The sequence below is a fragment of the Cupriavidus sp. NPDC089707 genome (genome assembly GCF_044748965.1).
GTDB lineage: Bacteria > Pseudomonadota > Gammaproteobacteria > Burkholderiales > Burkholderiaceae > Cupriavidus.
This window is the reverse complement of the sequence record NZ_JBIVHB010000027.1, coordinates 52,992-75,088: the sequence shown is the minus strand read 5'-3', so window position 1 is coordinate 75,088 and position 22,097 is coordinate 52,992. Positions and strand designations below refer to the sequence as shown.

Here is a 22,097-nt window from a genome sequence, read left to right as displayed (position 1 = left end):
CTAGCCGCCCTGGTCCTTCGGCCAGAACGTGATGTTGATGTTCGAGGGCGCGACACCGTTCTCGTCGCGCGGCAGCGGATCCGAGCGCGCGACCGCGCGCAGCACCGCGTTGTCCCACCCGGGGTTGCCGCTTGACCTCGCCAGCCGCGTCGACAGCACCGAACCGTCCGGCGCCATATGCACCGCCACCACCGCCGCCGGATTGCCGGGGAGGTCATCGTTGAAGATGATGTTCGGCTTGACCCGCTGCCGGACCCGTTCCGCATAGCCCGACGAAGGCCGCGCGGAGGTGCCGGAACCGGCCCCGACGTTGGCACGGCCCGCCTGTGCCTGCAGGCGGGCCAGTTCGCCCTGGCGCCGCGTGTTGTCAGCCTGGCGAAGTTCCTCCTGTGCCTTGCGTTGCGCCTCCTTGCGGGCCGCGTCGGTGCGGGCCTGGTTTTCACGCTGCCGTGCCTGCTGCGCTTCGTCGCGGGCGGCACGTTCGGCCTTGCGCTGTTTTTCCTGCAGGGAGATATCGGCGTCCTCCTCCTCGACGGGCTTTGGCGTCGGCGTCGGCGTGACCGCCGGCGGTGGCGTGACCACTTCTGGCACGGACTCCCACAATTCGGCTGACACACCTTCTGGCACCGCGTTGCGCCAGCGCACGCCGTAGTAGAGCAGGGCGCCCAGCAACAGGTGCATCAGCAGGGCCAGCAGGAAGCAGCGCATGGTGCCCCGTTCCGGCACCGGCTGGTAAGGATAGGCGACAGCTTGCATGGCGGTGACTGCGGCGTAATCCGGACCGCTTGTCCAAGAGCGACTTCATTCATTCTATGAAGCGCGGCCTGCCGAACCAAGGTAGAGGGAACGGCATCTTCACCAGACAAACCGCCTCGTTAGTGGCTAATTAACCACTTATCTGCCGTTTGACTTGTTAAGACGACTGGTCATATTATTCAAGCCATGGCCCGCACCGCAGACAAGACCGACATTCCGAACCGCCTGACGAAGGCAGGGCGCGAACTCTTTTCGCGCCACGGCTATAACGCCACCGGCATCCAGCAGATCACCGACCATGCCGGCGTGCCGAAGGGGTCGTTCTACAACCATTTCGACAGCAAGGAAACGTTCGCCGCAGCGATCATCGCGCAGTACGCGGCGTACCTGCAGCGGTCCTGGGAAGCCATGATGGAAGCGGCGCCGCCGCGGCCGATGGCGGCGATCCGCTACGTCTTCGACCAGATGATTGCTCACCACGAAGCCAGGACGGAGCGGGCCGGCTGCCTGGTCGGCAATTTCGCCGCGGAAATCGCCTCGTCCAGCGAGACCTGCCGTGCTGCGCTGCAGGCGGCACAACTGGCCTGGCGCGAGCGCCTGGCCGGGATGATCGCCGAAGCCCAGGCGGACCGCGCCATCCGCACCGATATCGCGGCCGCCGAACTGTCCGGCCTGGCCTGGGATACCTGGGAAGGCGCCTTGCTGCGCATGAAACTCGAACGCTCGGTCGAGCCGCTGCGTCGCAGCGTCGACCTGATGTTCAACCACCTGTTCCAGCCGGCCGCCGCAGCGGACGGCCAATCACCAACCTCGGAGTAAGCCATTCATGGGTGCACAGAACGAAGCCTTTCTCGCCGATGCGCTGTTCCAGCCGGTCAGGCTGGGCAAGCTTGAACTCGCCAACCGCATGGCCATGGCGCCGCTCACGCGCAGCCGCGCCGACGACGACCTGGTGCCGACGGACATGGTGGTCGAGTACTACAGCCAGCGCGCCAGCGTGGGCCTGATCATCGCCGAGGCCACGCAGGTCTCGACCACGGCTCAGGGCTACACCAATACGCCGGGCGTCTATACGCCGGAGCAGATCGCCGCATGGAAGCAGGTGACCGACGCGGTGCACGCGAAGGGCGGCAGGATCTTCCTGCAGATCTGGCACACCGGACGCATGTCGCACACGCATTTCCAGCCGGACAACCAGGCGCCGGTGGCACCATCGCCCATCGCGGCCAACGCCAAGACCTATATCAACGGCCAGGGCTACGTCGAATGCTCGCTGCCGCGTGCGCTGGAGGTGGACGAGATTGCCGGCGTCGTCGATGACTTCCGCACCGCAGCGGCCAACGCCATCCGCGCTGGCTTCGACGGTGTTGAAGTGCACGGCGCCCACGGCTACCTGCTCGACGCCTTCCTGCGCGACGGCACCAACAAGCGCACCGACGCCTACGGCGGCAGCATCGAGAACCGCGCGCGCTTCCTGCTCGAAGTCATGGCCGCGGTGATCGAGGAGATCGGCGCCGACCATGTCGGCGTGCGCCTGGCGCCGGTGTCGCCGGTCAACGACGCGCTGGAAAGCAACCCGAAGCCGCTGTTCGAGCATGTCGTGCGCGAACTGGAAAAACTGCACCCGGTGTATATCCATGTCGTGGAAGGCCACACCGGCGGCCCGCGCGACAACGTGCCGTTCGACTATGAAGCGCTGCACCGCCTGTACAGCGGCGTCTGGATGGTCAATAACGGCTACTCGAAGGAAATGGCCGAGGAAGCCATCCGCGGCGGCCGCGCCGACATGGTGTCGTTCGGCCGCAAGATGATCACCAATCCCGACCTGCCGCGCCGCTTCCGCGAGAACCAGCCGCTGAACAAGCCGTTCGAGGACGCTTCGCTTTACGGCGGAAGCGGCGCGCACGGATACATCGACTATCCGGCGCTGGCCTGACCCTGGCCGGGGCGTGATGGCCCCCGGTGCATCGCCAGCGCACGCTCGATGCACCGGAGCACATCGGTATCGCTGAACGGCTTGCCGAGAAAGCAAGCCGCGCCCGCGTCACGCGCGCGTTGCGCGAAGTCCCGCAGGTCGAACGCCGTCATGAAAATGACTGGCATGCGCAAGCCGCGCGCACGCAGCGCTTCACACAGCGCGAAGCCGTTCATGCCGGGCATCTGCAGATCCGTGATCACGCAGTCGATGCCGTCGACCGACGACGACTGCAGCAGTGCCGGCCCACCCGCGTACAGCTCCACCGCCATGCCTGAGGCGCGCACCAGCCCGCCGATGGCATGCCTCACGGCAGCGTCGTCGTCGACGATGGCAATGACCGGCGTGGCCTTCACATGGGATCTCTGAGCCGGGCGCGTGACCGGAGCCGGTCAGTGCGTAGCGTCGTCCGCGGGCGTCTTGCTGGCGGCGTTCAGCGTGGGACCCGGGGCGCCGGTGATCTTGGGCACGCATTCCGAGTGGAACCATGCAATGGTGACCGGCTCGCCGGCGAGCAGGCGCTTGATCGGCGGCACCACCTGTTCGCCGATCAGCATGCCGAGCAGGCCGATCAGGGCCACCACCGGCGGCGCCGGCGAGCGGACCTGCATCAGCGCGTAGATGATGCCGACAAGGATGCCGGCGCCGAGGGAGACAAGGTAGAGCTTCATCGGAAAGCCTCCAATAACATATGCAGGATCAGTGGCGAGCCGCGGGGGCCGGCGGCAACCCGACGCCGAGCAGGTGCCGCACGCGCGGCGGCTTGTCGCCGACATGGAAGCGGGTGACCTCGCGCTGCAGATCGGCATCCGCATGAGGCACGCGCTCGTGCTGGCGCAAATGCTCGGCCCACGATTCGACCAGGAACCACTCTGTCAGCAACTCGGGGTCGGCCGGGTCCTCCATCACGCCCCAGTTGAAGGCGCCGTCACGCAGCCGTTCCTCGGAAAGCTGGTGGACCGCGCGCAGGAACGCGTCGCGGTCTGGCGCGCGCACGCAGTACTCGATCAGGATCATGACCGGGCCGCGGTCATGCGCGATATCGGCGGCGCCTTCGGGTTCGGGCCAGTGCCGTGCCGGCCCCAGGTCCTCTTCACCGCGGGGCAGGCGCAGCCGGTGCAGCAGCAGCGCTGCCGTCAGCATGCCAATCGCCGCCACCAGCAGCCCGCCGGGCGTGCTCAGCGCCTGCGCGACAAAGCCCCACAACAGGCTGCCCGCCGCCATCGCGCCGTTGAACACCATCTGGTAGACCGCCAGCGCGCGGCCGCGCACCCAGTTGGGGAGAATCGCCTGCGCCACGCCGCCCAGCGTTGTCAGCGCAATGATCCATGCCGCGCCCAGGAACAGCAGCAGCAACAGTGCGATCCAGACTGGCGGCGCCACGCACAGCCCGGCCATCACCACCGCGGTAGTGCAGGCAGACAGCAGCATCAGCCCGTCGGCGTCCAGCCGCCGCTGCAGCCGCGGCATGACCAGTGCACCGACGATCGCGCCCAGCCCGACCGCGCCCAGCATCACGCCATAGAGGCTGGCGCCGCCTTTCAGCAGTTGCCTGGCCACCAGCGGCAACAGCGCCCAGATGCTGCTGCCGAAGGCAAAGTACACCGCCGCCCGGGCCAGCACCACATGCAGCTTGCTATGGGCGCGGGTAAAGCGCAGCCCGGCGCGGAACGCGCCCAGGAAATGCTCGCGCAGCGGGTCGGCGGCGCGCGCCGGGCGTTTCCACCACAGCAGCGCGGCGACCACGAAGACATAGCTGAGCAAGTCCATGCCATACGTGACGGCCGCGCCGAACGCCGCCAGCAGCAGGCCGCCCGCGGCCGGTCCGATCGCGCGGGCGATGTTGACGCCCAGCGAGTTGAGCGCGACCGCCCGCCTGAGTTCGTGCTGCGGCACCAGCTCGGGCACGATCGATTGCCACGTCGGCCCCATCAGCGCCGCGCCGATGCCGCCCAGGAAAGCCATGCCGATCAGGATCTCGATCGTCAGCGCGTTGCGCCAGGCCAGCATCATCAGCGTGCCGCTGACCAGCGCCAGGCCGACCTGGATCGCGATCAGGAAGCGGCGCCGGTCGAGGATGTCGGACAGCACGCCGGCGGGGATCGCCAGCAGGAACACCGGCAATGTCGCCGCGGCCTGGATCGTGGCGACCGCGGCCGGCGACGACGACAGGTCGGTGGCCAGCCAGGCACTGGCCACGTCGCGCATGAAGCTGCCGACATTGCCGAGGATGGTGGCCGCCCACAGCACGGCAAACGTTGCCTGCGCCAGCGGCGCAAAGGTGCCGCCGTCGGCGGGGCGGGGAGGGGAGTCCGTTGCTTGCTCCGCCATCTTGCTCAGCCGTGCCGTGTTGCGCGCTCGCGCAGGTCCTGCCAGGCCACCAGCAGGAAGCCGCCGGCCAGGCCCAGGTGCTCGAAGAACGCGTTGGTCATCATGAAGCGGGCTTCTGGCGGGACGTCCCAGAAGCGGTTGGCGATGAAGGTCGCGCCGACCGTGAATGCCGCCAGCGCCAGCGCGCCCAGCCAGCGCCGCCAGCCAAGCAGGATCATGGCGCAGGCGCCCAGCTCCAGCACGATGATGGCGACTGCCATCGGCACCGGCGGATTCAGCCCGAAGTGCCGCATCTCGGCCACCGCGCCGGGAAAGTCGGCCAGTTTGAACAGGCCGCCCTGCAGGTAGGCCGCGCACAGCAGGAGCAAGGCAACCCAACGCATCCAGCGCGGCAGGCCGGCGGCGCCGATGGGCGCCAGGGGAACGGAAGTCATCGGTTCAGGCATGGCCGGTCTCCGCTGGCTGCGGTCAGAAAGCCCAGCATGAGCAGCCCAGCGCGCCCCAGAACGTGCTCTCGTCCGAGGTCGGCACGCCAGCGGTCCAGGCCCTGGCGTGCGCATGGCCATGGACGCCGCACGAACTCGCGCACCCGCACGCTGTGTTCAGCGCCAGCTTGCGTGCTTCCGGCCGCGGCTGGTAGCCGCCCACGTGGCGCACCGGCGACCAGTCCGGCATCGGGGGAGGCAGCGCCGGCGACAGCTTGCTGAAGTCGGAGTCGCCATAGACCACCTTGCCGCCCAGGATGGTCAGCACCGAGGTGATGTCCTGGATCTCGTCGCCGGGCACGCTGAAATAATCCGCCGACAGCACTGCCAGGTCCGCGAGCTGGCCCGCCTTGATCTGGCCCTTCTTGCCGACCTCAGAGGAGAACCACGTGTTGGCCTCGGTCCACAGCCGCAGGGCGGTCTCTCGATCGAGCAGGTTGGCTTGCGGGTACATCGCCATGCCGCCCACGGTCTTGCCGGTGGTGAGCCAATACAGCGACACCCACGGGTTGTACGAGGCCACGCGCGTGGCATCAGTGCCGGCGCCGACCTTGACGCCTTTTTCCAGCATCTTCTTGACCGGCGGCGTCGCCTCGGCGGCGCGTGCGCCATAGCGCTCGACGAAGTATTCGCCCTGGTAGGCCATGCGGTGCTGCACGGCGATGCCGCCGCCGAGCGCGGCGATGCGGTCGATATTGCGGTCGGAAATGGTCTCGGCATGGTCGAAGAACCAGTTCAGGCCGCTGAACGGGATGTCCCTGGCGACCTTTTCATAGACATCGAGCGCACGGGAGATGGTCTGGTCGTAGGTGGCATGCAGCCGCCACGGCCAGCGCTTCTCCGCGAGCAGCCGGATCACTGGCTCCAGGTCGGCCTCCATTGACGGCGCCATGTCGGGGCGCTCGACGCGGAAGTCCTCGAAGTCGGCCGCGGTGTAGACCAGCATCTCGCCGGCGCCGTTGTGGCGGTAGATGTCGTCGCCCTGGCCCGGCCTGACCTTGGCGGTCCAGGTCCTGAAGTCGTTCAGTTCTTCCTTGGGCTTCTGCGTAAACAGGTTGTACGCGAGCCGCACCGTCAGCTGTCCTCCCTTGTGCAGCTCCTCGACGATGCTGTAGTCCTCGGGATAGTTCTGGTACCCGCCGCCCGCATCGATCACGCCGGTCACGCCCAGCCGGTTGACCTCGCGCATGAAATGGCGCGTCGAGTTCTTCTGGTATTCGGGCGGCAGCTTGGGGCCCTTGGCCAGCGTCGCGTACAGGATGGTGGCGTTCGGCTTGGCCAGCAGCAGCCCGGTGGGGCTGCCGCGCGCATCGCGCGCGATCTCGCCGCCCGGCGGGTTGGGCGTGTCTTTGGTATACCCGACCGCGCGCAGCGCCGCGCCATTGAGGATGGCGCGGTCGTACAGGTGCAGGATGAATACCGGGGTATCGGGCGCCACCGCGTTCAGTTCGTCGATGGTCGGCAGCCGCTTCTCGGCGAACTGGTGTTCGGTGAAGCCGCCGACCACGCGCACCCATTGCGGTGCCGGCGTGCGCGCGACCTGATCCTTGAGCATGCGCATGGCATCGGCCAGCGAGCGCACGCCGTCCCAGCGCAGTTCCATGTTGTAGTTCAGGCCGCCGCGGATGATGTGCATGTGGCTGTCGATCAGCCCGGGGATGCCCCGACGGCCGTTCAGGTCCACGACCTGCGTCTGCGCACCGGCCAGCTTCATCACGTCCTGCCGCGTGCCGACGGCGACGAAGCGCCCGTCGCGGATGGCCACGGCGTCCGCCTGCGGGTTGGCCTTGTCGAGCGTGGTGAACTTGCCGTTGACGAGAATGAGGCTGGGTGCGGTGCTGGGTTGCATGCCGAAGATCTCCGGGGAAACGGCCGCGCCGAGCGCGGCCGCGGTGCCAATGAATTGCCGGCGGGTAACGCGACCTCGTGACATCCTGCTCAGCCCCTCAGGAAAGCAAGCAGGTCGGCATTGACCTGGTCGGCGTTGACCACGCACATGCCGTGCGAGGCGCCGGGGTAGACCTTGAGCGTCGCGCCCTTGACCAGCTCGGCTGCGCGCCGGGCCGAGGCGTCGATCGGCACGATCTGGTCGTCGTCGCCGTGCAGGATCAGCGTGGGCACGTCGATCCTCTTCAGGTCTTCGGTGTAGTCGACCTCCGAGAATTCGCGGATGCAGGCGTACTGTCCGACGATGCCGCCGGCCATGCCTTGCGCCCAGAAGGCATCGACGGTGCCCTGCGAGACCTTGGCGCCAGGACGGTTGAAGCCGAAGAACGGCACCGCCAGGTCCTGGTAGAACTGCGAGCGGTTGTCGGCCACGCCCTTGCGGATGCCGTCGAACACGTCCAGCGGCAGCCCACCCGGGTTGGCGTCGGTCTTCAGCATCAGCGGCGGCACCGCACCGATCAGCACCGCCTTGGCCACGCGTTTGGTGCCGTGACGGCCGATGTAGTGCGCCACCTCGCCGCCGCCGGTGGAGTGCCCGACCAGCACCGCGTCGCGCAGGTCCAGCGCTTCGATCAGCGCGGCGAGGTCGTCAGCGTAGGTGTCCATGTCGTTGCCCTGCGCGGGCTGGTCCGAGCGGCCGTGGCCGCGGCGGTCATGGGCGATCACGCGGAAGCCCTGGCGCGCGAGAAACAGCATCTGCGCGTCCCATGCATCGGCGTGCAGCGGCCAGCCATGCGAGAACACGACCGGCTGGCCCGCGCCCCAGTCCTTGTAGAAGATGCGGGTGCCGTCTTGGGTGGTGATGGTTTTCATCGATCAGGCCCTCCGGAAAGCAGGAAATCGAAGAAGGCACCTTGCCGGTGCCTGGCAGGCAGGCTTGCGCGCCGCCGTGGTCGCCGCGCGCAAGCCATGGGATTTGCCGGATGCCGGGATCAGCGCGCCGGCACCGGCGCCACCGACTCGTGCGTCGTGGCGGTGCGCTGCGGCGCCTTGTGCACCATCGTGTAAGCGTAGTCGACCCCCATGCCATAGGCGCCGGAATGTTCCTTGACCAGTTTCATCACGGCGTCATACGTGTCGCGGTGGGCCCAGTCGCGCTGCCATTCCAGCAAGACCTGCTGCCAGGTCACCGGCACCGCGCCGGCCTGGACCATGCGCTGCATGGCGTAGTCGTGCGCTTCCTTGCTGGTGCCGCCGGAGGCATCGGCCACCATGTAGATTTCGTAGTTGCCTTCCAGCATCGCGCACAGCGCGAAGGTGGTATTGCAGACCTCGGTCCACAGGCCGGCGACGATCACCTTGTTGCGGCCATTGGCCTTGAGCGCGTCGCGGACCTTCTGGTCGTCCCACGAGTTCATCGAGGTGCGCTCCAGCGTTTTCTGGTCGGGGAACACGTCGAGCAGCTCGGGATAGGTGTAGCCGGAAAACGATTCGCTTTCGACCGTGGTGATGGTGGTCGGGATATTGAAGATCTTTGCGGCCTTGGCCAGACCGATGACGTTGTTCTTCATGGCCTGCCGGTCCATCGACTGCACCCCGAAGGCCATCTGCGGCTGGTGGTCGATGATGATCAGCTGGCTGTTTTGCGGGGTCAGGACTTCGAGCTTCGGGTTGGACATGGTGTCGGATCCTCGGGACAAGGGGGGTTGAGCGCAGGCGGACGGCGGCCGCCGGCATATGGAACGGCAAGGCACGGCAGCGCGGCCCGGATATGAAGACTAGGCGGCAACCACAGGACTCGCCATTGCATGTTGGTATTAGTCGGCCCGGCGCGATTGCTGCGGAAGTGGGCGAGCGTTACGGCAGCGGCGCGCGCCGGACTAACACAATGGTATGAGTGACCTGTACATCTCCCCTGTGCCGAAATGGCGGTCGTTGCCGATCGCGGCCTGCTGGTTATAATCCGCTGCTCGTGCTGCCCCGCACGCGTGCACTGGAGATCAGACCGTGACATCCCAAAGCCTGGAGCCTGCCGACGACAGTGCCTGCGATGACGCGACCGTACTGGTCGTCGACGACGATGCCGGCGTGCACCATGCGCTCGGCAACCTGTTCCGCTCGGTTGGCCTGAGCGCGGTACTGTTCGAGTCCGCCGCCGAGCTGCTCGCCTTTCCACTGCCGGATACGCCGTGCTGCCTGGTGCTCGACGTCAGGCTGCGCGGCCCCAGCGGCCTGGATCTGCAGGGCCGGCTGGCCCGCATGGGCGTGCCGCTGCCCATCATTTTCATGACGGGCTACGGCGACATCGCGATGAGCGTGGCCGCGATGAAGGCGGGCGCCGTGGACTTCATTCCCAAGCCGTACCGCGAGCAGGACCTGCTCGACGCGGTCAGCGCCGCGCTGGCCAAGGACCGCCTGCGCCGCGAAGGCGCGCGCAAGGCCGACGCATTGCGCGCCAGCTACGAGACCCTTTCGCCGCGCGAGGCCGAAGTCATGGGCCTGGCGGTGTCCGGCCTGCTGAACAAGCAGATCGCGGCTGAAATCGGCATCAGCGAGGTGACGGTCAAGATCCATCGCGGGCAGGCCATGCGCAAGATGAAGGCGCGCACCTTTGCCGAGCTGGTGCTGATGGCACAGCAGCTCGGCCTCTGCCAGGTCGGTCAGTGACGGACAAGCCGGCGCCCCCGGCGCTGCAAGTCCCGGCGCGCCTGGTGGGGCGCGCCCGCGAGATGGCGCTGCTGACCGACGCGCTGGGGCGTGTGTGCCTTAGCGGCAAGTCCGAGCTGGTGTTGCTCGCCGGCGCCGCCGGCACCGGCAAGTCCGCGCTGGCCAACGCCTTCTCGCGCCAGGCCGCGGCGCAGACCGCCGCCCGCTTTGCCGCCGGCAAGAGCGACCAGCTCCAGCTCGATATTCCCTATGCGCCAGTGGCGCAGGCCATCCTCGCGCTCACGCTTGGGTTGCTGGATGCGCCGCCCGCCACGCTGGCGGCGCTGCGCGAGCGCTGGCTGGGCATGCTGGCGGGCCAGGGCAGGGTGGTGGCCGAACTGGTGCCCGAGGCCGCGCAGTTGCTGGGCCGCACGGCGCCGCTGGCCAACGTGCCGGCGCAGCAGGCGCAGGCCCGCGCGCACAGCGCGCTGCTGGCCACTTTTTCTGCCTTTGCCGCGCCGGGCCTGCCGCTGGTGCTGTTCTTCGACGACCTGCAGTGGGCCGACACGTTCACCATCGCCTTGCTCGAAGCCTTCACGGTGCAGCGTCCGGGCGGCATCCTGCTGATCGCCGCGTACCGGGACCACGGCCAGGACGTCGAGCGGCGCTTCTCGTGGCTGCTGCATGCCAACCGGGGCGGCGCGCTGGCGGTCACGCGCATCCCCGTCAGGCCGCTGGCCCCCGATGATCTGGCGGAGCTGGTCGGGGCCGCGCTCGATGAGCCGCCCGCGCGTATCGCGGCGCTGGCGCACGCCGTGCACCACAGGACCGCGGGCAACCCGTTCTTTTCCTACCAGTTGCTGCGCACGCTCGTCGACGACGGCGTACTGACCAGGCAGGCCGGCGGCACCGGTTGGGACTGGCATGCCGCCGAGGTCGGCGACCAGCATTACACCGGCACCGTCGTCGACCTGATGATCCGCCGCTTTGCCAGGCTGCCGCGCGCCGGGACCGAACTGCTGCAGCAACTGGCCTGCGTGGGGCTGCGCGGCGATGCCGGCCTGCTGGCCCGCGTGGCCGGCGTCAGCGCCGCACAGTTGGCCAGCCAGCTGCAACCGTTGGTCGAGGCTGGCTTGCTGGTTCAGGCGCCGTGCGGCTACGCGTTCCAGCATGACCGCGTGCTCGAATCCGCGTATTCGATGATCGAGCCGCACGCACGTCCCGCCGAGCACGCGCGTATCGCGCAGATCATGATCGACCACTGGCGCAGCGAGCTGGCGGACCATGCGTTCGAGATCTGCAACCAGATCGAGCGCGTGGCCGTCCGGGCCAGCCAGGCGTTGCCGATGCCGCAGCGGGTGGCCTTCGTCGAAGTGCTGCTGGTGGCGGGGCGGCGCGCGTGGCGCTCCGGCGCGATCGGCCAGGCGCTGCACTACATGGACACGGCCCAGGCGCTGATGCAGCCGGATTGGTGGGAAGCGCACTATGGCCTGGCTTACGCCGCCAACCTGCTGCGTTGCGAATGCCTGCTGGCGCAGGCCCGGCTCGACGCCGCCTCGGACGGGATCGACGCACTGCTGGCGCGCGCGCAAAGCGCGCTCGACCAGGCCGCCGTGTACCGTCTCCGCGCCAGCCTGCAGACCGTGCGCTCGGACTACGAAGGCGCGATCAACGCCGCATTGTCCGGGCTGGCGCTGCTCGATGTCCACCTGGAGCGCGCCCCGTCGGCGCAGCGCATGCGCGACGCCTATGGCGCCGTGCGTGCCGCGCTGGGCGCGCGCCAGATTGCCAGCCTGGCGTCATTGCCAGCCACTGGAGATCCACGCATCCATGCCGTGATGGGGCTGCTGTCAACGCTGATTTCTTCGCTGTTCGTGCGCGATGGCATCAGCTTCCTGCATGTGGCCAAGATGGTCGAGCTGACACTCGATCATGGCGCCACGCCGGAGTCTCCTTATGGCCTGTCATGGTTTGGCGTATTTGTCGCCAGCCTGTACGAGGCGTACGAGGACGGGCTCGCGTACGGGCAGGCGGCGATGGCCCTGATCGACCACCATGGCTATGAAGCCGGACGCATCGCCACGCTGGTCGCCGTGGACCAGGTCAGCGCCTGGACGCGTCCGCTCTCGTATGCGCTGGGCCACGCGCAACAAGCCGTGACGCTGGGGCGCGCCTCCGGCGACATCGGCATGGCCTGCTATGCCTGCAACCATATCGCGTCCGACCTGCTGGTCATGGGCGAGCAGCTGTGCCTGGTAGCGGAAGAGCTCGCGCGCGGCCTGACGCTGACGCGCCAGGTCCAGTACCGGGACATCGAGCTGATCCTGCATTCGCAGCTGCATTTCGTGCAGCGGCTGCGCGTGGGCGACAGCGAGGGCGAGGGCGGCGAGGGCGGCGAAAGCAGCGGGTGGCAAGAGGAAGCCGCGCACTGCGGGACCGCCGCGCAGCGCCTGGCACGCAGCAACTCACTGCCGACCCGCTTCTGGATCTACCTGTACGACGGCATGGCCGCGGTGTTCCTGGGGCAATGGGCGCAGGCGGTGCACAGCCTGCGCCAGGCCGAGACGCTGATCTGGTCCGCGCCGGCGCATATCAACGTGGCCGACTGCCGCCTGTTCCTCAGCCTTGCGCTGGCGCACGCGCAGGCTCCGCAGGCGGCCGCCGACATCGCGGCGCACCGCGCCTGCTTCGCGCGTTGGGCAGCGCTCAACCCCCTGACGTTCCGCAACAAGCTGTTGCTGGTCGATGCCGCGCTGGCACAGGCGGAAGGCGATCCGCTGCGCGCGCTGGCCTGCCATGAGCAGTCGGCCGAGGCGGCAGCCGCGGCGGGCTTCGTGCATGAGCAGGCGCTGGCGCATGAACTGGCCGGCATGCTGTGTGCCCGGCACGGCCTGCATACCGCGGCCCGGCAGCACCTCGCGCTGGCGCGCGCGTGCTACCAGCGCTGGGGCGCCGAACACAAGGCGACGCTGCTGGCCGTGCAGTATCCGCAACTCGACACGCCTGCGGCCGGCGACACGCCGTCCGCTGCACCGGTCGCCGGCTGGGAACTCGGCAGGCAGGCGGCGCGCGCACTGTCCAGTGAGATCGTGATGGATCGCCTGGTCGAAAGCCTGCTGAGCACCATGATCCTGCACGCAGGTGCCCGCTACGGGCTGCTGGTGCTGATGCGGGACGGAGAGCCGATGATCGAGGCCTCGGGCCGCGTGCTCGACGGCAAGGTGACGGTGGCACTTGGCTCGGCGCCGCCTACCGAGCACGCGCTGCCGCTGGCGGTGCTCAACAGCGTGCTGCGCACGCGCCAGACGCTGGTGCTCGCCGACGCCATGGTCGACGCGCCGTCAATCCGCACCAAGGCGGCCATCGACAGCAGGGTGCGCTCGGTACTGTGCCTGCCGCTGGTGCGTGGACACAGCCTGATCGGCGCGGTTTACCTGGAGAACAACAACGCCCCGGGCGTGTTCGGCGCGAACCACGTCGCAGAACTGGAAATGCTGGCGCCGCAGGTCGCGATCTCGCTGGAAACGGCGCGGCTGTACGAGCAGCTGATCGGCGAGAACAACCGCCGCGTGGCCGCCGAGATCAGCCTGCGCGATGCGCGCGCCGAACTGGCCCGCACCTCGCACCTGACCGTGATGGGAACGCTGGCAGCCTCGATCGGCCATGAAGTCAACCAGCCGCTGACGGCCATTGTCGCGACCGTCGATGCCAGCGTTCGCTGGCTGAAGCGGCCGCAGCCCGAACTTGGCGAGGCGCTGGAGGGCTTTGCCTTTATCCGCCAGCATGCGCTGCGCGCCGCCGACATCGTGCGTGCGTTGCGCGCGCTGGCGCGGCAGGCGCCTGCAGTGCTCGCGCCGCTGTCGCCTGACGAGGTCCTGCGCGAGGTGCTGGTGATGGTGCGGCCCGAACTGGACACGCACAACGTCAGGGCCGTGACCCGTCTGGCCGCCGGCGCCACGCAGGTCGAAGCGGACCGCGTGCAGCTCCAGCAAGTGGTGCTCAACCTCGTCACCAATGCGCTCGACGCCATGGCCGGCACGCCGGTCGAGCAGCGCGAGCTGCTGGTGGCTTCATACCGCGAGCAGGAGGAGGTGGTCGTCAGCGTGCAGGATCACGGGAGCGGCATTGCCGAAGACGTGCTGCCGCGGGTCTTCGATGCCTTCTTCACCACCAAGGACGACGGCATGGGGATGGGGCTTGCGATCTGCCGCTCGATCGTCGAGGCGCACGGCGGTACGCTGGTGGCCAGGCGCCGCCGCAGTGGCGGCAGCGAGTTCCTGTTCCGGCTGCCGGTGTTCCAGCCGGCGGCACCGGCTGCAGCGCACGAGCCCTGAAGGGCCCGCGCGCTGCAGGCTCAGTGCTCCTGCCCCTGGCGCAGCCGCGGCGCCACTGCGCACGCCACCAGCAGCAGCACGGCCATGATCACCAGCCCGTTGCGCGTGCTGCCGGTCGCCTGCTCGATCAGGCCCATCGTCGACGGCCCGATAAAGCCGCCGACCAGGCCGCAGGTATTGATCAGTGCCAGCCCGCCCGCCAGCGCCACGCCCGTCAGCCGCGACGACGGGAACAGGAACACGATCGACTGCACCACGAAGAACATCAGCGCTGTCATCGAGAAGCCGACCAGCGCCAACACCGGGCCCGATAACGCCGCGACCAGCAGGCCTGCCGCCATCACGACCAGGCCCAGGCACAGCAGGCGGCGTCCGCGCTGCGGGGTGTTGGCGTGGCGCGGGAGCAAGGCGGCGCCGACGGCTGCGGCAATCCACGGCAGCGAGTTGAGCAGCCCGATTTCCAGCGGCGTGAGCTTGCCGTACGTGCCGATGATGCCAGGCAGGAAGAAGATCACCGTATAGATCGCGATCTGGTGGCAGAAGTAGATGAAGATCGCCAGCCAGACCTGCGGATCGCGGACGGCGCCCAGGAACGAGTGGCCGCCCGTGCCGGCACTGCCGTCTGCGGCCTCGGCGGCCAACTGGCGCCGGACCTGCTGCGCCTGCGCCGGCGTCAGCCACGGCGCGCTTTCCGGGCCGTCGGGCAGCTTCTTCCACACCACCGCGGCCAGGAACACGGCAGGCAGGCCTTCCAGCACGAACATCCATTGCCAGCCCTTGAAGCCCCAGATGCCGTCCATGCCCAACAGGGCACCGCCAAGCGGGCCGCTCACGATATTGGCGATGCAGACGCCCAGCAGAAAATAGCCGACCGCCCGCGCACGGTCCTCGCGGCCGAACCAGTAGGTCAGGTACAGCATCACGCCCGGGAACAGGCCTGCTTCAGCCGCCCCGAGAAGCACCCGCATGATGTAGAACGACGTCTCGCCCTGGACAAAGGCCATCGCCGCGGACAGCAGGCCCCACGTGATCATGATGCGGGTGATCCAGAAGCGCGCCCCGACCCGATGCATGATCAGATTGCTCGGAACTTCGAGCAGTGCATAGCTCAGGAAGAACAGGCCCGCGCCGAGGCCATAGGCGGCCGCCGAGATGTTCAGGTCGACGGCGATATGGGTCTTGGCCAGCGCAATATTGGTGCGATCGAGGAAGCTGATCACATACGACAGCACCAGCAAGGGCATGAGCTTGCGGAACAGCAGCCCGGTCAGCGGGCGGTCTGTCGGCGCGGCCAGCGATGGCGCGCCGGGGGCGGGTACGGTCTGCATGAACGTGGTCTCCGGTGGGCGGATACGGCGCTGCGCCTCGCGGGCCGCGCAGCTGCCGTTCTGCCTGGTTGATTGGTTTCGGTGCCCGTCAGTGAATGACGGAATTCGATGATGGCGGGGGCCGGCCCGTTGCGGCCCCGCCGGCGTTCAGAACGCGGTGCCTGCAGCGCCCTTGAGGTCGAGGATGTCGCGGGCTTCGTCCGGCGTGGCCACGTCGATGTTCAGCGCTTCAAGCACGGTGCGGATGCGCGTGACCTGCTCGGCGCTCGATGCCGCCAGCTGGCCCGGGCCGATCCACAGGGAGTCTTCCAGGCCGACGCGCACGTTGGCCCCCATCGCCGCGCCGATCGTCGCCAGCGGGATCTGGCCGCGGCCGGCGCCGAGGATCGACCAGCGGAACTGGTCGCCGAACAGGCGCTGCGCGGTGCGGTGCATGTGCATCAGGTCTTCGGGATCGGGCCCGATGCCGCCCAGGATCCCGAACACGGACTGGATGAAGACGGGGCCCTTGACCAGGCCGCGGTCGAAGAAGTGCCGCAGATTGTACAGGTGGCTGATGTCATAGCACTCGAACTCGAAGCGCGTGCCGTTGGCATCGCCGATGCGCAGGATGTTCTCGATATCCTGGTAGGTGTTCTTGAAGATCAGGTTGCGGCTGTTCTCCAGGTGCTCGCGCTCCCAGTCATGGCGCAGGTCCTTGAAGCGCTCCAGCATGGGGAACAGGCCGAAGTTCATCGAGCCCATGTTGAGCGAGGCCAGCTCCGGCTTGAAGGTCGTGGCCGGCAGCATCCGTTCCTCCACCGTCATGTGCGGGCTGCCGCCGGTGGTGATGTTGATCACCGCATTGGTCTCGGCGCTGATTCTGGCGAGGAAGGGGCGGAACAGCTCGGGGTCTTGCGACGGGCGCCCGTCCTTGGGATCGCGCGCATGCAGGTGCAGGATGGCGGCGCCGGCACGCGCGGCGTCGATGGCGGCCTGTGCGATTTCGTCGGCGGTCACCGGCAGATGCGGCGACATGCTCGGGGTGTGGATGGCGCCGGTCGGCGCGCAGGTGATGATGGCTTTGGCTCGCTTGGCCATGGTGGTTCCTTTGTCTGGCGTTGTCGGGAATGCGGGCCGCGGACATCCGCCGGCCCGGGGAGGGCAGGGCAGGGCGTGTTAGCTGAGGGCCTGGGTCAGTCCGTCGACGACCAGTTCCTGGCCGTGTACGTTGGCCGCCTGGTCGCTGCACGCGAAGCGCACCATGTTGGCGATATCGCGCATCGTCACCATGCGGCCCAGCGCTGCCTGCGACGTGTAGTTGCGCGTGACTTCGTCGAGCGGCTTGCCTAGCGACTCCGCCTTGGCGGCAATGACCGCGCGGATACGCGGACCGTCGACCGCACCTGGCAGCACCGTGTTGACCCGGATGCCATCCGCGCCCAGCTCCAGCGCCAGCGACTTGGTGAAGCCCACCACGGCCCATTTCGATGCGGAGTACGCGGAGCGGCCGGGCATGCCGAGATGGCCGGCCGCCGACGACAGGTTGACGATCGCCGGCGCGTGCCCCTGGCGCAGACGCGGCACCGCGGCGCGGGTGCACAGAAACTGGCCGGTGATGTTGACGGCGAGGCAGCGTTCCCAGTCGGCCAGCGACAACGTTTCGACGCCGCCGGTGGGGCCGGCGACCCCGGCGTTGTTGACCAGCACATCAAGGCCGCCCAGCCCCGCGTCGATCGCGCGGAACAGCGCCTCGACATCGTCTTCGCGGGACACATCGGCCTTGACCGCCAGCACGCCGGGCAGTTCCGACGCAAGCCGCTCCAGGCTCGCGCCCGAGACGTCACATACCGCGACGCGGGCGCCGGCTTCAACGAATGCCCGCGTGATTGCCAGGCCGATTCCGTCCGCGCCGGCGGTCACCAGGACGCGTTTGCCCGCCAGCGATTCATCTTTCCACATGCTTCCGCTCTCCTTGCTTACGTGCTGACAAGTTCATGCGACAGGCGAACACCTGCCTTCGGAAGCAAGATTAAGACTGTGATCACAGATCGCATATAGCGGATTACCCTATGTGGTATGCTTCGCCGTATGCCCTTGAACGAACTCGTAACGCCGCTGACCCGCCAGACGCTGAGCCGTGACGTCTACACGCAGCTGCGGGAACTGCTGATCACCGGCCAGATGATGCCGGGGGAGCAGATCTCGCTGCGCAATATCGCGGCAGCGCTCGGCGTGAGCGTGATGCCGGTGCGCGAGGCGGTGCACCGCCTGGTCGCCGAGCAGGCGCTGGAACTGACGCCCAACCGGGCGCTGCGCGTGCCGCGGATGAACGTCAGCCAGTTCGAGGAAATCACCAAGATCCGGGTGCAGCTGGAGGGGTTGGCGACTGCCACCGCCGCGGAGCGCATCACCGACGCCGAACTATCGCAGGTCGAGTCGCTGCGCAGCCGGTTTGCGGCGGAGATGTCGAAGGCCAGGCCCGACGGCGCGGCGGTCATCGCCGCCAACCAGGCGTTCCACTTTGCCGTCTATGCGGCGGCGCGGATGCCGATCCTGCTGCAGATGATCGAGTCGCAGTGGCTGCGCATCGGGCCGATCCTCAACCACGACCTGCGCTCCGGATCGCGCCGCGTGGAAGAGCGCGTCGCGGTCAAGCATCACGACATGCTGGTCGAGGCCCTGCGCCGGCATGACAGCGACGCGGCCTGCGCGGCGCTGCGCGGCGATATCGAGAGCGCGGCGGCCTACATCGTGTCGGCGGGCGTGCTGGTCAATGCGGACGGCATCGAGCCTGCCGCGGCCATGCCGGCGCCGGTGCAGCGGACATCCAGGGCGAGGCCGAGGACAGCTTCGTAGCCGTCCCGGGCGCTTCAACAATACGGTACGTGCGGCAAAGCGGGAACATCCCGACATCTCTCGCGGGCAATACGCTATACCCGCGCCTATAATCCCTGGCACCGTATCTTCGAAAAACCGGTTCGCACACCACGCAACCGGACCGCTCATGCTCACGGACCAGTCGGAAGCCAGGCAGACCCGCCGTTATGTCGAAAAGCGCGAAGGCATTCTCGATGCCGCCGCGGCACTGTTCAACCGCAAGGGCGTGCGCGGCACGACGCTGTCCGACGTCGGCCAGCTGGTGGGGTTGAACACCAACAGCATCACGTATTACTTCCGCAAGAAAGAAGACCTTGTGCTGGCCTGCCTGATGCGCACCATCGCAGAAATGCGCGGCCTGGCTGGCGCGGCTTCACAGCACGGCAGCGCCGGCGAGCGTGTTGCCGCCTTCATCACGCTGTTCGTCGCGCGGCTGGCTCGCACCGCGGCAGGCGAGCGGCCGGAGCTGATGAGTTTCCGCGAGATCCGCGCGCTGCCGGCCAGCCATGCCGACGTGGCCTTCTCCGCCTACAACGACATGTTCCGGCAAATCCGTGGACTATTGCGCGATGCCACGCCCGCCGACCCGGCACAACGCAGCGCGCTGAGCGCGCGGGCCCACTTGCTGCTTTCGCTGACCAGCGGCGCGATGAGCTGGATCGAGCGCTACGAACCGGCGGACTATCCCAAGGTCGCGCAGACGCTGGCGGACATCGTGCTCAACGGCATCGCCGCGCCTGGCACCGCGTGGCAGCCGCGGCTCGATGTCGGAGCGCTGCTGCCGACGCTGGGCCAGCCGGAAACGACCCAGCAGGCGTTCCTGCGCGCCGCGACCGAGCTGCTGAACGAGCAGGGCTACCGTGGCGCCTCGGCGGACCGGATCTCGGCCCGCCTGAACCTGACCAAGGGCGCGTTCTACCACCACAACGAGAACAAGGACGACCTGATCTCCGCATGCTTTGACCGCATGTCGGCGGTGATCCGGGACACGCAGACGCTGGTCGACGACATGGCCGGCACCGGCTGGGACAAGCTGTGCGCGGTGTCGCGCGCGCTGGTGCATTACCAGTTCTCCAGCCAGGGGCCGCTGCTGCGGCTGACCATCTACGGCGCGCTGCCGGAAGAGATGCGCGTCGGCAAGATGCAGGACATGGCGCGGCTGTCCACGCGCTTTGTCCGTTTTCTGGTGCAGGGCATGCAGGACGGCTCGATCCGGCCGCTGGACCAGTCGATCGCCGCGCTGCAGGTGCACGGCATGATCAACGCCGCGGTCGAGCTGCGCCGCTGGGTCCGCGACGCCACCTCGGATAACGCCGCCGAGCTGTTCGTGCGGCCCATGATGATGGGCCTCCTGCGCTGAGCCGGGTTTGTCGAGGGCTTCCTGTCAGCCGTAAAGGTGGCAGGCCACCATCTGCCCGTCGCCGTGGTCGCGCAGCACCGGGTCGGCGCTGCGGCACTGGGGCATTGCCGAAGGGCAGCGCGTATGGAAGCGGCAGCCCGAGGGCGGATGCATCGGGCTGGGGACTTCGCCCTGCAGCACGATGCGCTGGCGCTGGCGTTCGGCGCGCACGTCGGCCACCGGCACTGCGGACAGCAGCGCACGCGTGTACGGGTGGCGCGGCTCGGCGTAGAGCTGGTGCCGGCTGGCGATCTCGACGATGCGGCCCAGGTACATGACCGCGATGCGGTCGCTGATATGGCGCACCACCGCCAGGTCATGGGCGATGAACAGGTAGGACAGGCCCAGGCTGCGTTGCAGCGCCATGAACACATTGACCACCTGCGCCTGGATCGACACGTCCAGCGCCGACACCGGCTCGTCGCAGACCATCAGGCTTGGTTTCAACGCCAGCGCGCGCGCGATGCCGATGCGCTGCCGCTGGCCGCCCGAGAATTCGTGCGGGTAGCGGTCGGCCATGTAGGGCAGCAGGCCGACCATGTCGAGCAGTTCGGCCACGCGCGCCTGCAGCGCGGCACGATCGCCGGCCAGGCCGTGGACCAGCAACGGCTCGGCGATGATGTCGCGCACCTTCATGCGCGGGTTCAGCGACGCGAACGGATCCTGGTAGACCATCTGCACGCTGCGGCGGAAGCGTTTTTCGCGCGCGCCGCTGAAGCCGGCGAGGTCCTCACCGTCGAAGGCGATGCGGCCCGCGCTGGCGGGCAGCATCTTCATGATGGCCAGGCCGGTGGTGGACTTGCCGCAGCCGCTTTCGCCCACCAGCCCCAGCGTCTCGCCGCGGCGCAGCGTGAACGAGACGCCATCGACCGCCTTGACCGAGCCGACCTGGCGCTTGAGCAGCACGCCGCGCGTCACGGGGAAATGGACCTTCAGGTCTTCGACCTTCAGGATCACGTTGTCGGATTGGAGCGGTTGGCGCGGTTCGCAATTGGCCGGCGCCTCGGCGCTTGCGCTGGCATGCGTGCGATCCGTGCGATCCGTGCGATCCGTGCGCTCAGGCGGCGCGACGCTGCGCGCCAGGGGCGTATCAATGGGCGTCATGGAGGAAGCAAGCCTTGAGGTGTTGGTCGGAAACCGCGCGCAGTTCGGGCGGCGCCTGCCGGCACCGGTCCTGCGCCAGCCGGCAGCGCGGCAGGAAAGCACAGCCCGGCCCCAGCGCGGTCAGGTCGGGCGGCTGGCCGTCGATCGGGACCAGCGGCTGGCTGGTGTCGCCGTCCAGGCGCGGCACGCACGCCATCAGGCCGCGCGTGTAGGGGTGCGCGGGATGGCGGTACAGTTCGTCCGCGGTCGCCGCCTCCACCAGCCGCCCGCCGTACATCACCGCGACGCGGTCTGCATAGCGCGCCACCACGCCAAGGTCATGCGTGATCAGGATCAGGGCCGTCCCGGCCTTCTGCGCCAGCCCCTTCAGCAGGTCCAGGATCTGGGCCTGCACGGTGACATCGAGCGCGGTGGTCGGTTCGTCGGCGATGATCAGCTTCGGCTTGCAGGCCAGCGCCATCGCGATCATCGCGCGCTGCCGCATGCCGCCCGAAAACTGGTGCGGATAGGCATGGACGCGGCTGCGCGGCTCCGGGATCTGCACCTGCGCCAGCAGATCCGCGGCCTCTTCGTAGGCGTCGCGCCAGGCGCGGCCCTGGTGCACGCGGATCGGCTCGGCGATCTGCTTGCCCACCGTCAGCGCCGGGTTCATCGACGACATCGGCTCCTGGAACACCATCGCGATGCGGTTGCCGCGGATGGCGCGCATGGCCGCCGGCTTGAGCTTGAGCAGGTCCTGTCCTTCGAAGCGGATCTCGCCGGACTCGATCACGCCGGGCGGCTGCGGGATCAGGCCGAGGATCGACAGCGCGGTCACGCTCTTGCCCGAACCCGACTCGCCGACGATCGCCAGCGTCTCGCCGGCGGCCACGTCGAACGAGACCCGGTCCACCGCGGTGACCACGCCGCGGTCGGTGCGGAAGCGCGTGGTCAGGTTTTTTACCTGCAGGATTGGGTCTGTCATGCTTGCATTCCTGTCGACAGTGCGGGTTG

General features: G+C 68.2%; 19 protein-coding genes. 6 read left to right on the top strand and 13 right to left on the bottom strand.

Annotation, left to right across the window (positions count from 1 at the left end; translation table 11 throughout):
* The gene (gene tolA, locus ACIP1U_RS28505; RefSeq protein WP_400322291.1) at nucleotides 1-756 is read right to left on the bottom strand and encodes a cell envelope integrity protein TolA; all 756 of its coding nucleotides are present in this window, start codon (nucleotides 754-756) and stop codon (nucleotides 1-3) included.
* A gap of 186 nt (nucleotides 757-942) precedes the next feature.
* Here tolA and ACIP1U_RS28500 point away from each other — a divergent pair, with 186 nt between their 5' ends.
* Both ACIP1U_RS28500 and ACIP1U_RS28495 read left to right on the top strand, forming a co-directional pair.
* A complete protein-coding gene (locus tag ACIP1U_RS28500) occupies nucleotides 943-1,575 on the top strand; it encodes a TetR family transcriptional regulator C-terminal domain-containing protein (RefSeq protein ID WP_400322289.1) in 633 nt (210 codons plus the stop codon).
* Between the two features lie 7 nt (nucleotides 1,576-1,582).
* Nucleotides 1,583-2,692 (top strand): alkene reductase, encoded by a 1,110-nt coding sequence (locus tag ACIP1U_RS28495; protein ID WP_400322287.1) that lies wholly within the window; start codon nucleotides 1,583-1,585, stop codon nucleotides 2,690-2,692.
* Here ACIP1U_RS28495 and ACIP1U_RS28490 read toward each other — a convergent pair.
* From ACIP1U_RS28490 to ACIP1U_RS28460, 7 genes are all read right to left on the bottom strand, one after another.
* Nucleotides 2,674-3,087 (bottom strand): response regulator transcription factor, encoded by a 414-nt coding sequence (locus ACIP1U_RS28490; RefSeq protein WP_400322285.1) that lies wholly within the window; start codon nucleotides 3,085-3,087, stop codon nucleotides 2,674-2,676. The genes ACIP1U_RS28495 and ACIP1U_RS28490 overlap by 19 nt on opposite strands.
* 36 nt (nucleotides 3,088-3,123) lie before the next feature.
* Nucleotides 3,124-3,402, bottom strand: coding sequence for a XapX domain-containing protein (locus tag ACIP1U_RS28485; RefSeq protein WP_400322284.1), 279 nt, complete (start codon nucleotides 3,400-3,402; stop codon nucleotides 3,124-3,126).
* Nucleotides 3,403-3,430: 28 nt separating this feature from the next.
* Nucleotides 3,431-5,062: an MFS transporter gene (locus ACIP1U_RS28480; RefSeq protein WP_400322282.1), complete on the bottom strand. Its 1,632-nt coding sequence runs from the start codon at nucleotides 5,060-5,062 to the stop codon at nucleotides 3,431-3,433.
* 5 nt (nucleotides 5,063-5,067) lie between these two features.
* A complete protein-coding gene (locus tag ACIP1U_RS28475) occupies nucleotides 5,068-5,508 on the bottom strand; it encodes a DoxX family protein (protein ID WP_400322280.1) in 441 nt (146 codons plus the stop codon).
* Nucleotides 5,509-5,530: 22 nt separating this feature from the next.
* Nucleotides 5,531-7,396, bottom strand: coding sequence for an amidohydrolase (locus ACIP1U_RS28470; protein ID WP_400322278.1), 1,866 nt, complete (start codon nucleotides 7,394-7,396; stop codon nucleotides 5,531-5,533).
* Nucleotides 7,397-7,485: 89 nt separating this feature from the next.
* Complete coding sequence (locus ACIP1U_RS28465) at nucleotides 7,486-8,307, bottom strand: alpha/beta fold hydrolase (protein ID WP_400322276.1); 822 nt, start codon at nucleotides 8,305-8,307, stop codon at nucleotides 7,486-7,488.
* 119 nt (nucleotides 8,308-8,426) lie between these two features.
* Nucleotides 8,427-9,113 (bottom strand): hydrolase, encoded by a 687-nt coding sequence (locus ACIP1U_RS28460; RefSeq protein WP_400322274.1) that lies wholly within the window; start codon nucleotides 9,111-9,113, stop codon nucleotides 8,427-8,429.
* Nucleotides 9,114-9,441: 328 nt separating this feature from the next.
* On the opposite strand from ACIP1U_RS28460, the gene ACIP1U_RS28455 reads away from it, so the two are divergent.
* Nucleotides 9,442-10,101 carry a response regulator transcription factor gene (locus ACIP1U_RS28455; RefSeq protein WP_400322272.1) on the top strand — a complete coding sequence of 220 codons (660 nt, stop codon included), beginning with the start codon at nucleotides 9,442-9,444 and terminating at the stop codon, nucleotides 10,099-10,101.
* On the top strand, nucleotides 10,098-14,414 hold the full coding sequence (locus ACIP1U_RS28450; RefSeq protein WP_400322270.1) for an AAA family ATPase: 4,317 nt from the start codon (nucleotides 10,098-10,100) through the stop codon (nucleotides 14,412-14,414). The genes ACIP1U_RS28455 and ACIP1U_RS28450 overlap by 4 nt, the downstream gene beginning before the upstream one ends.
* A gap of 20 nt (nucleotides 14,415-14,434) precedes the next feature.
* Here ACIP1U_RS28450 and ACIP1U_RS28445 read toward each other — a convergent pair whose 3' ends face one another.
* The 3 genes from ACIP1U_RS28445 to ACIP1U_RS28435 all read right to left on the bottom strand — a co-directional run bounded on the left by ACIP1U_RS28445 (nucleotide 14,435) and on the right by ACIP1U_RS28435 (nucleotide 17,683).
* The gene (locus ACIP1U_RS28445; protein WP_400322268.1) at nucleotides 14,435-15,742 is read right to left on the bottom strand and encodes an MFS transporter; all 1,308 of its coding nucleotides are present in this window, start codon (nucleotides 15,740-15,742) and stop codon (nucleotides 14,435-14,437) included.
* Between the two features lie 147 nt (nucleotides 15,743-15,889).
* On the bottom strand, nucleotides 15,890-16,822 hold the full coding sequence (locus ACIP1U_RS28440; RefSeq protein WP_400322266.1) for a 3-keto-5-aminohexanoate cleavage protein: 933 nt from the start codon (nucleotides 16,820-16,822) through the stop codon (nucleotides 15,890-15,892).
* Nucleotides 16,823-16,900: 78 nt separating this feature from the next.
* Nucleotides 16,901-17,683 carry an SDR family oxidoreductase gene (locus ACIP1U_RS28435; RefSeq protein ID WP_400322264.1) on the bottom strand — a complete coding sequence of 261 codons (783 nt, stop codon included), beginning with the start codon at nucleotides 17,681-17,683 and terminating at the stop codon, nucleotides 16,901-16,903.
* 117 nt (nucleotides 17,684-17,800) lie between these two features.
* Here ACIP1U_RS28435 and ACIP1U_RS28430 point away from each other — a divergent pair, with 117 nt between their 5' ends.
* Complete coding sequence (locus tag ACIP1U_RS28430; protein ID WP_400322262.1) at nucleotides 17,801-18,580, top strand: GntR family transcriptional regulator; 780 nt, start codon at nucleotides 17,801-17,803, stop codon at nucleotides 18,578-18,580.
* Between the two features lie 148 nt (nucleotides 18,581-18,728).
* Nucleotides 18,729-19,961, top strand: a complete 1,233-nt coding sequence (locus ACIP1U_RS28425) for a TetR/AcrR family transcriptional regulator (protein WP_400322260.1) — start codon at nucleotides 18,729-18,731, stop codon at nucleotides 19,959-19,961.
* A gap of 24 nt (nucleotides 19,962-19,985) precedes the next feature.
* On the opposite strand, the gene ACIP1U_RS28420 is transcribed toward ACIP1U_RS28425, so the two are convergent.
* Nucleotides 19,986-21,104 carry an ABC transporter ATP-binding protein gene (locus ACIP1U_RS28420; protein ID WP_400322258.1) on the bottom strand — a complete coding sequence of 373 codons (1,119 nt, stop codon included), beginning with the start codon at nucleotides 21,102-21,104 and terminating at the stop codon, nucleotides 19,986-19,988.
* Nucleotides 21,091-22,068 carry an ABC transporter ATP-binding protein gene (locus tag ACIP1U_RS28415; protein ID WP_400322256.1) on the bottom strand — a complete coding sequence of 326 codons (978 nt, stop codon included), beginning with the start codon at nucleotides 22,066-22,068 and terminating at the stop codon, nucleotides 21,091-21,093. The genes ACIP1U_RS28420 and ACIP1U_RS28415 overlap by 14 nt, the downstream gene beginning before the upstream one ends.
* Nucleotides 22,069-22,097: the final 29 nt, after the last annotated feature.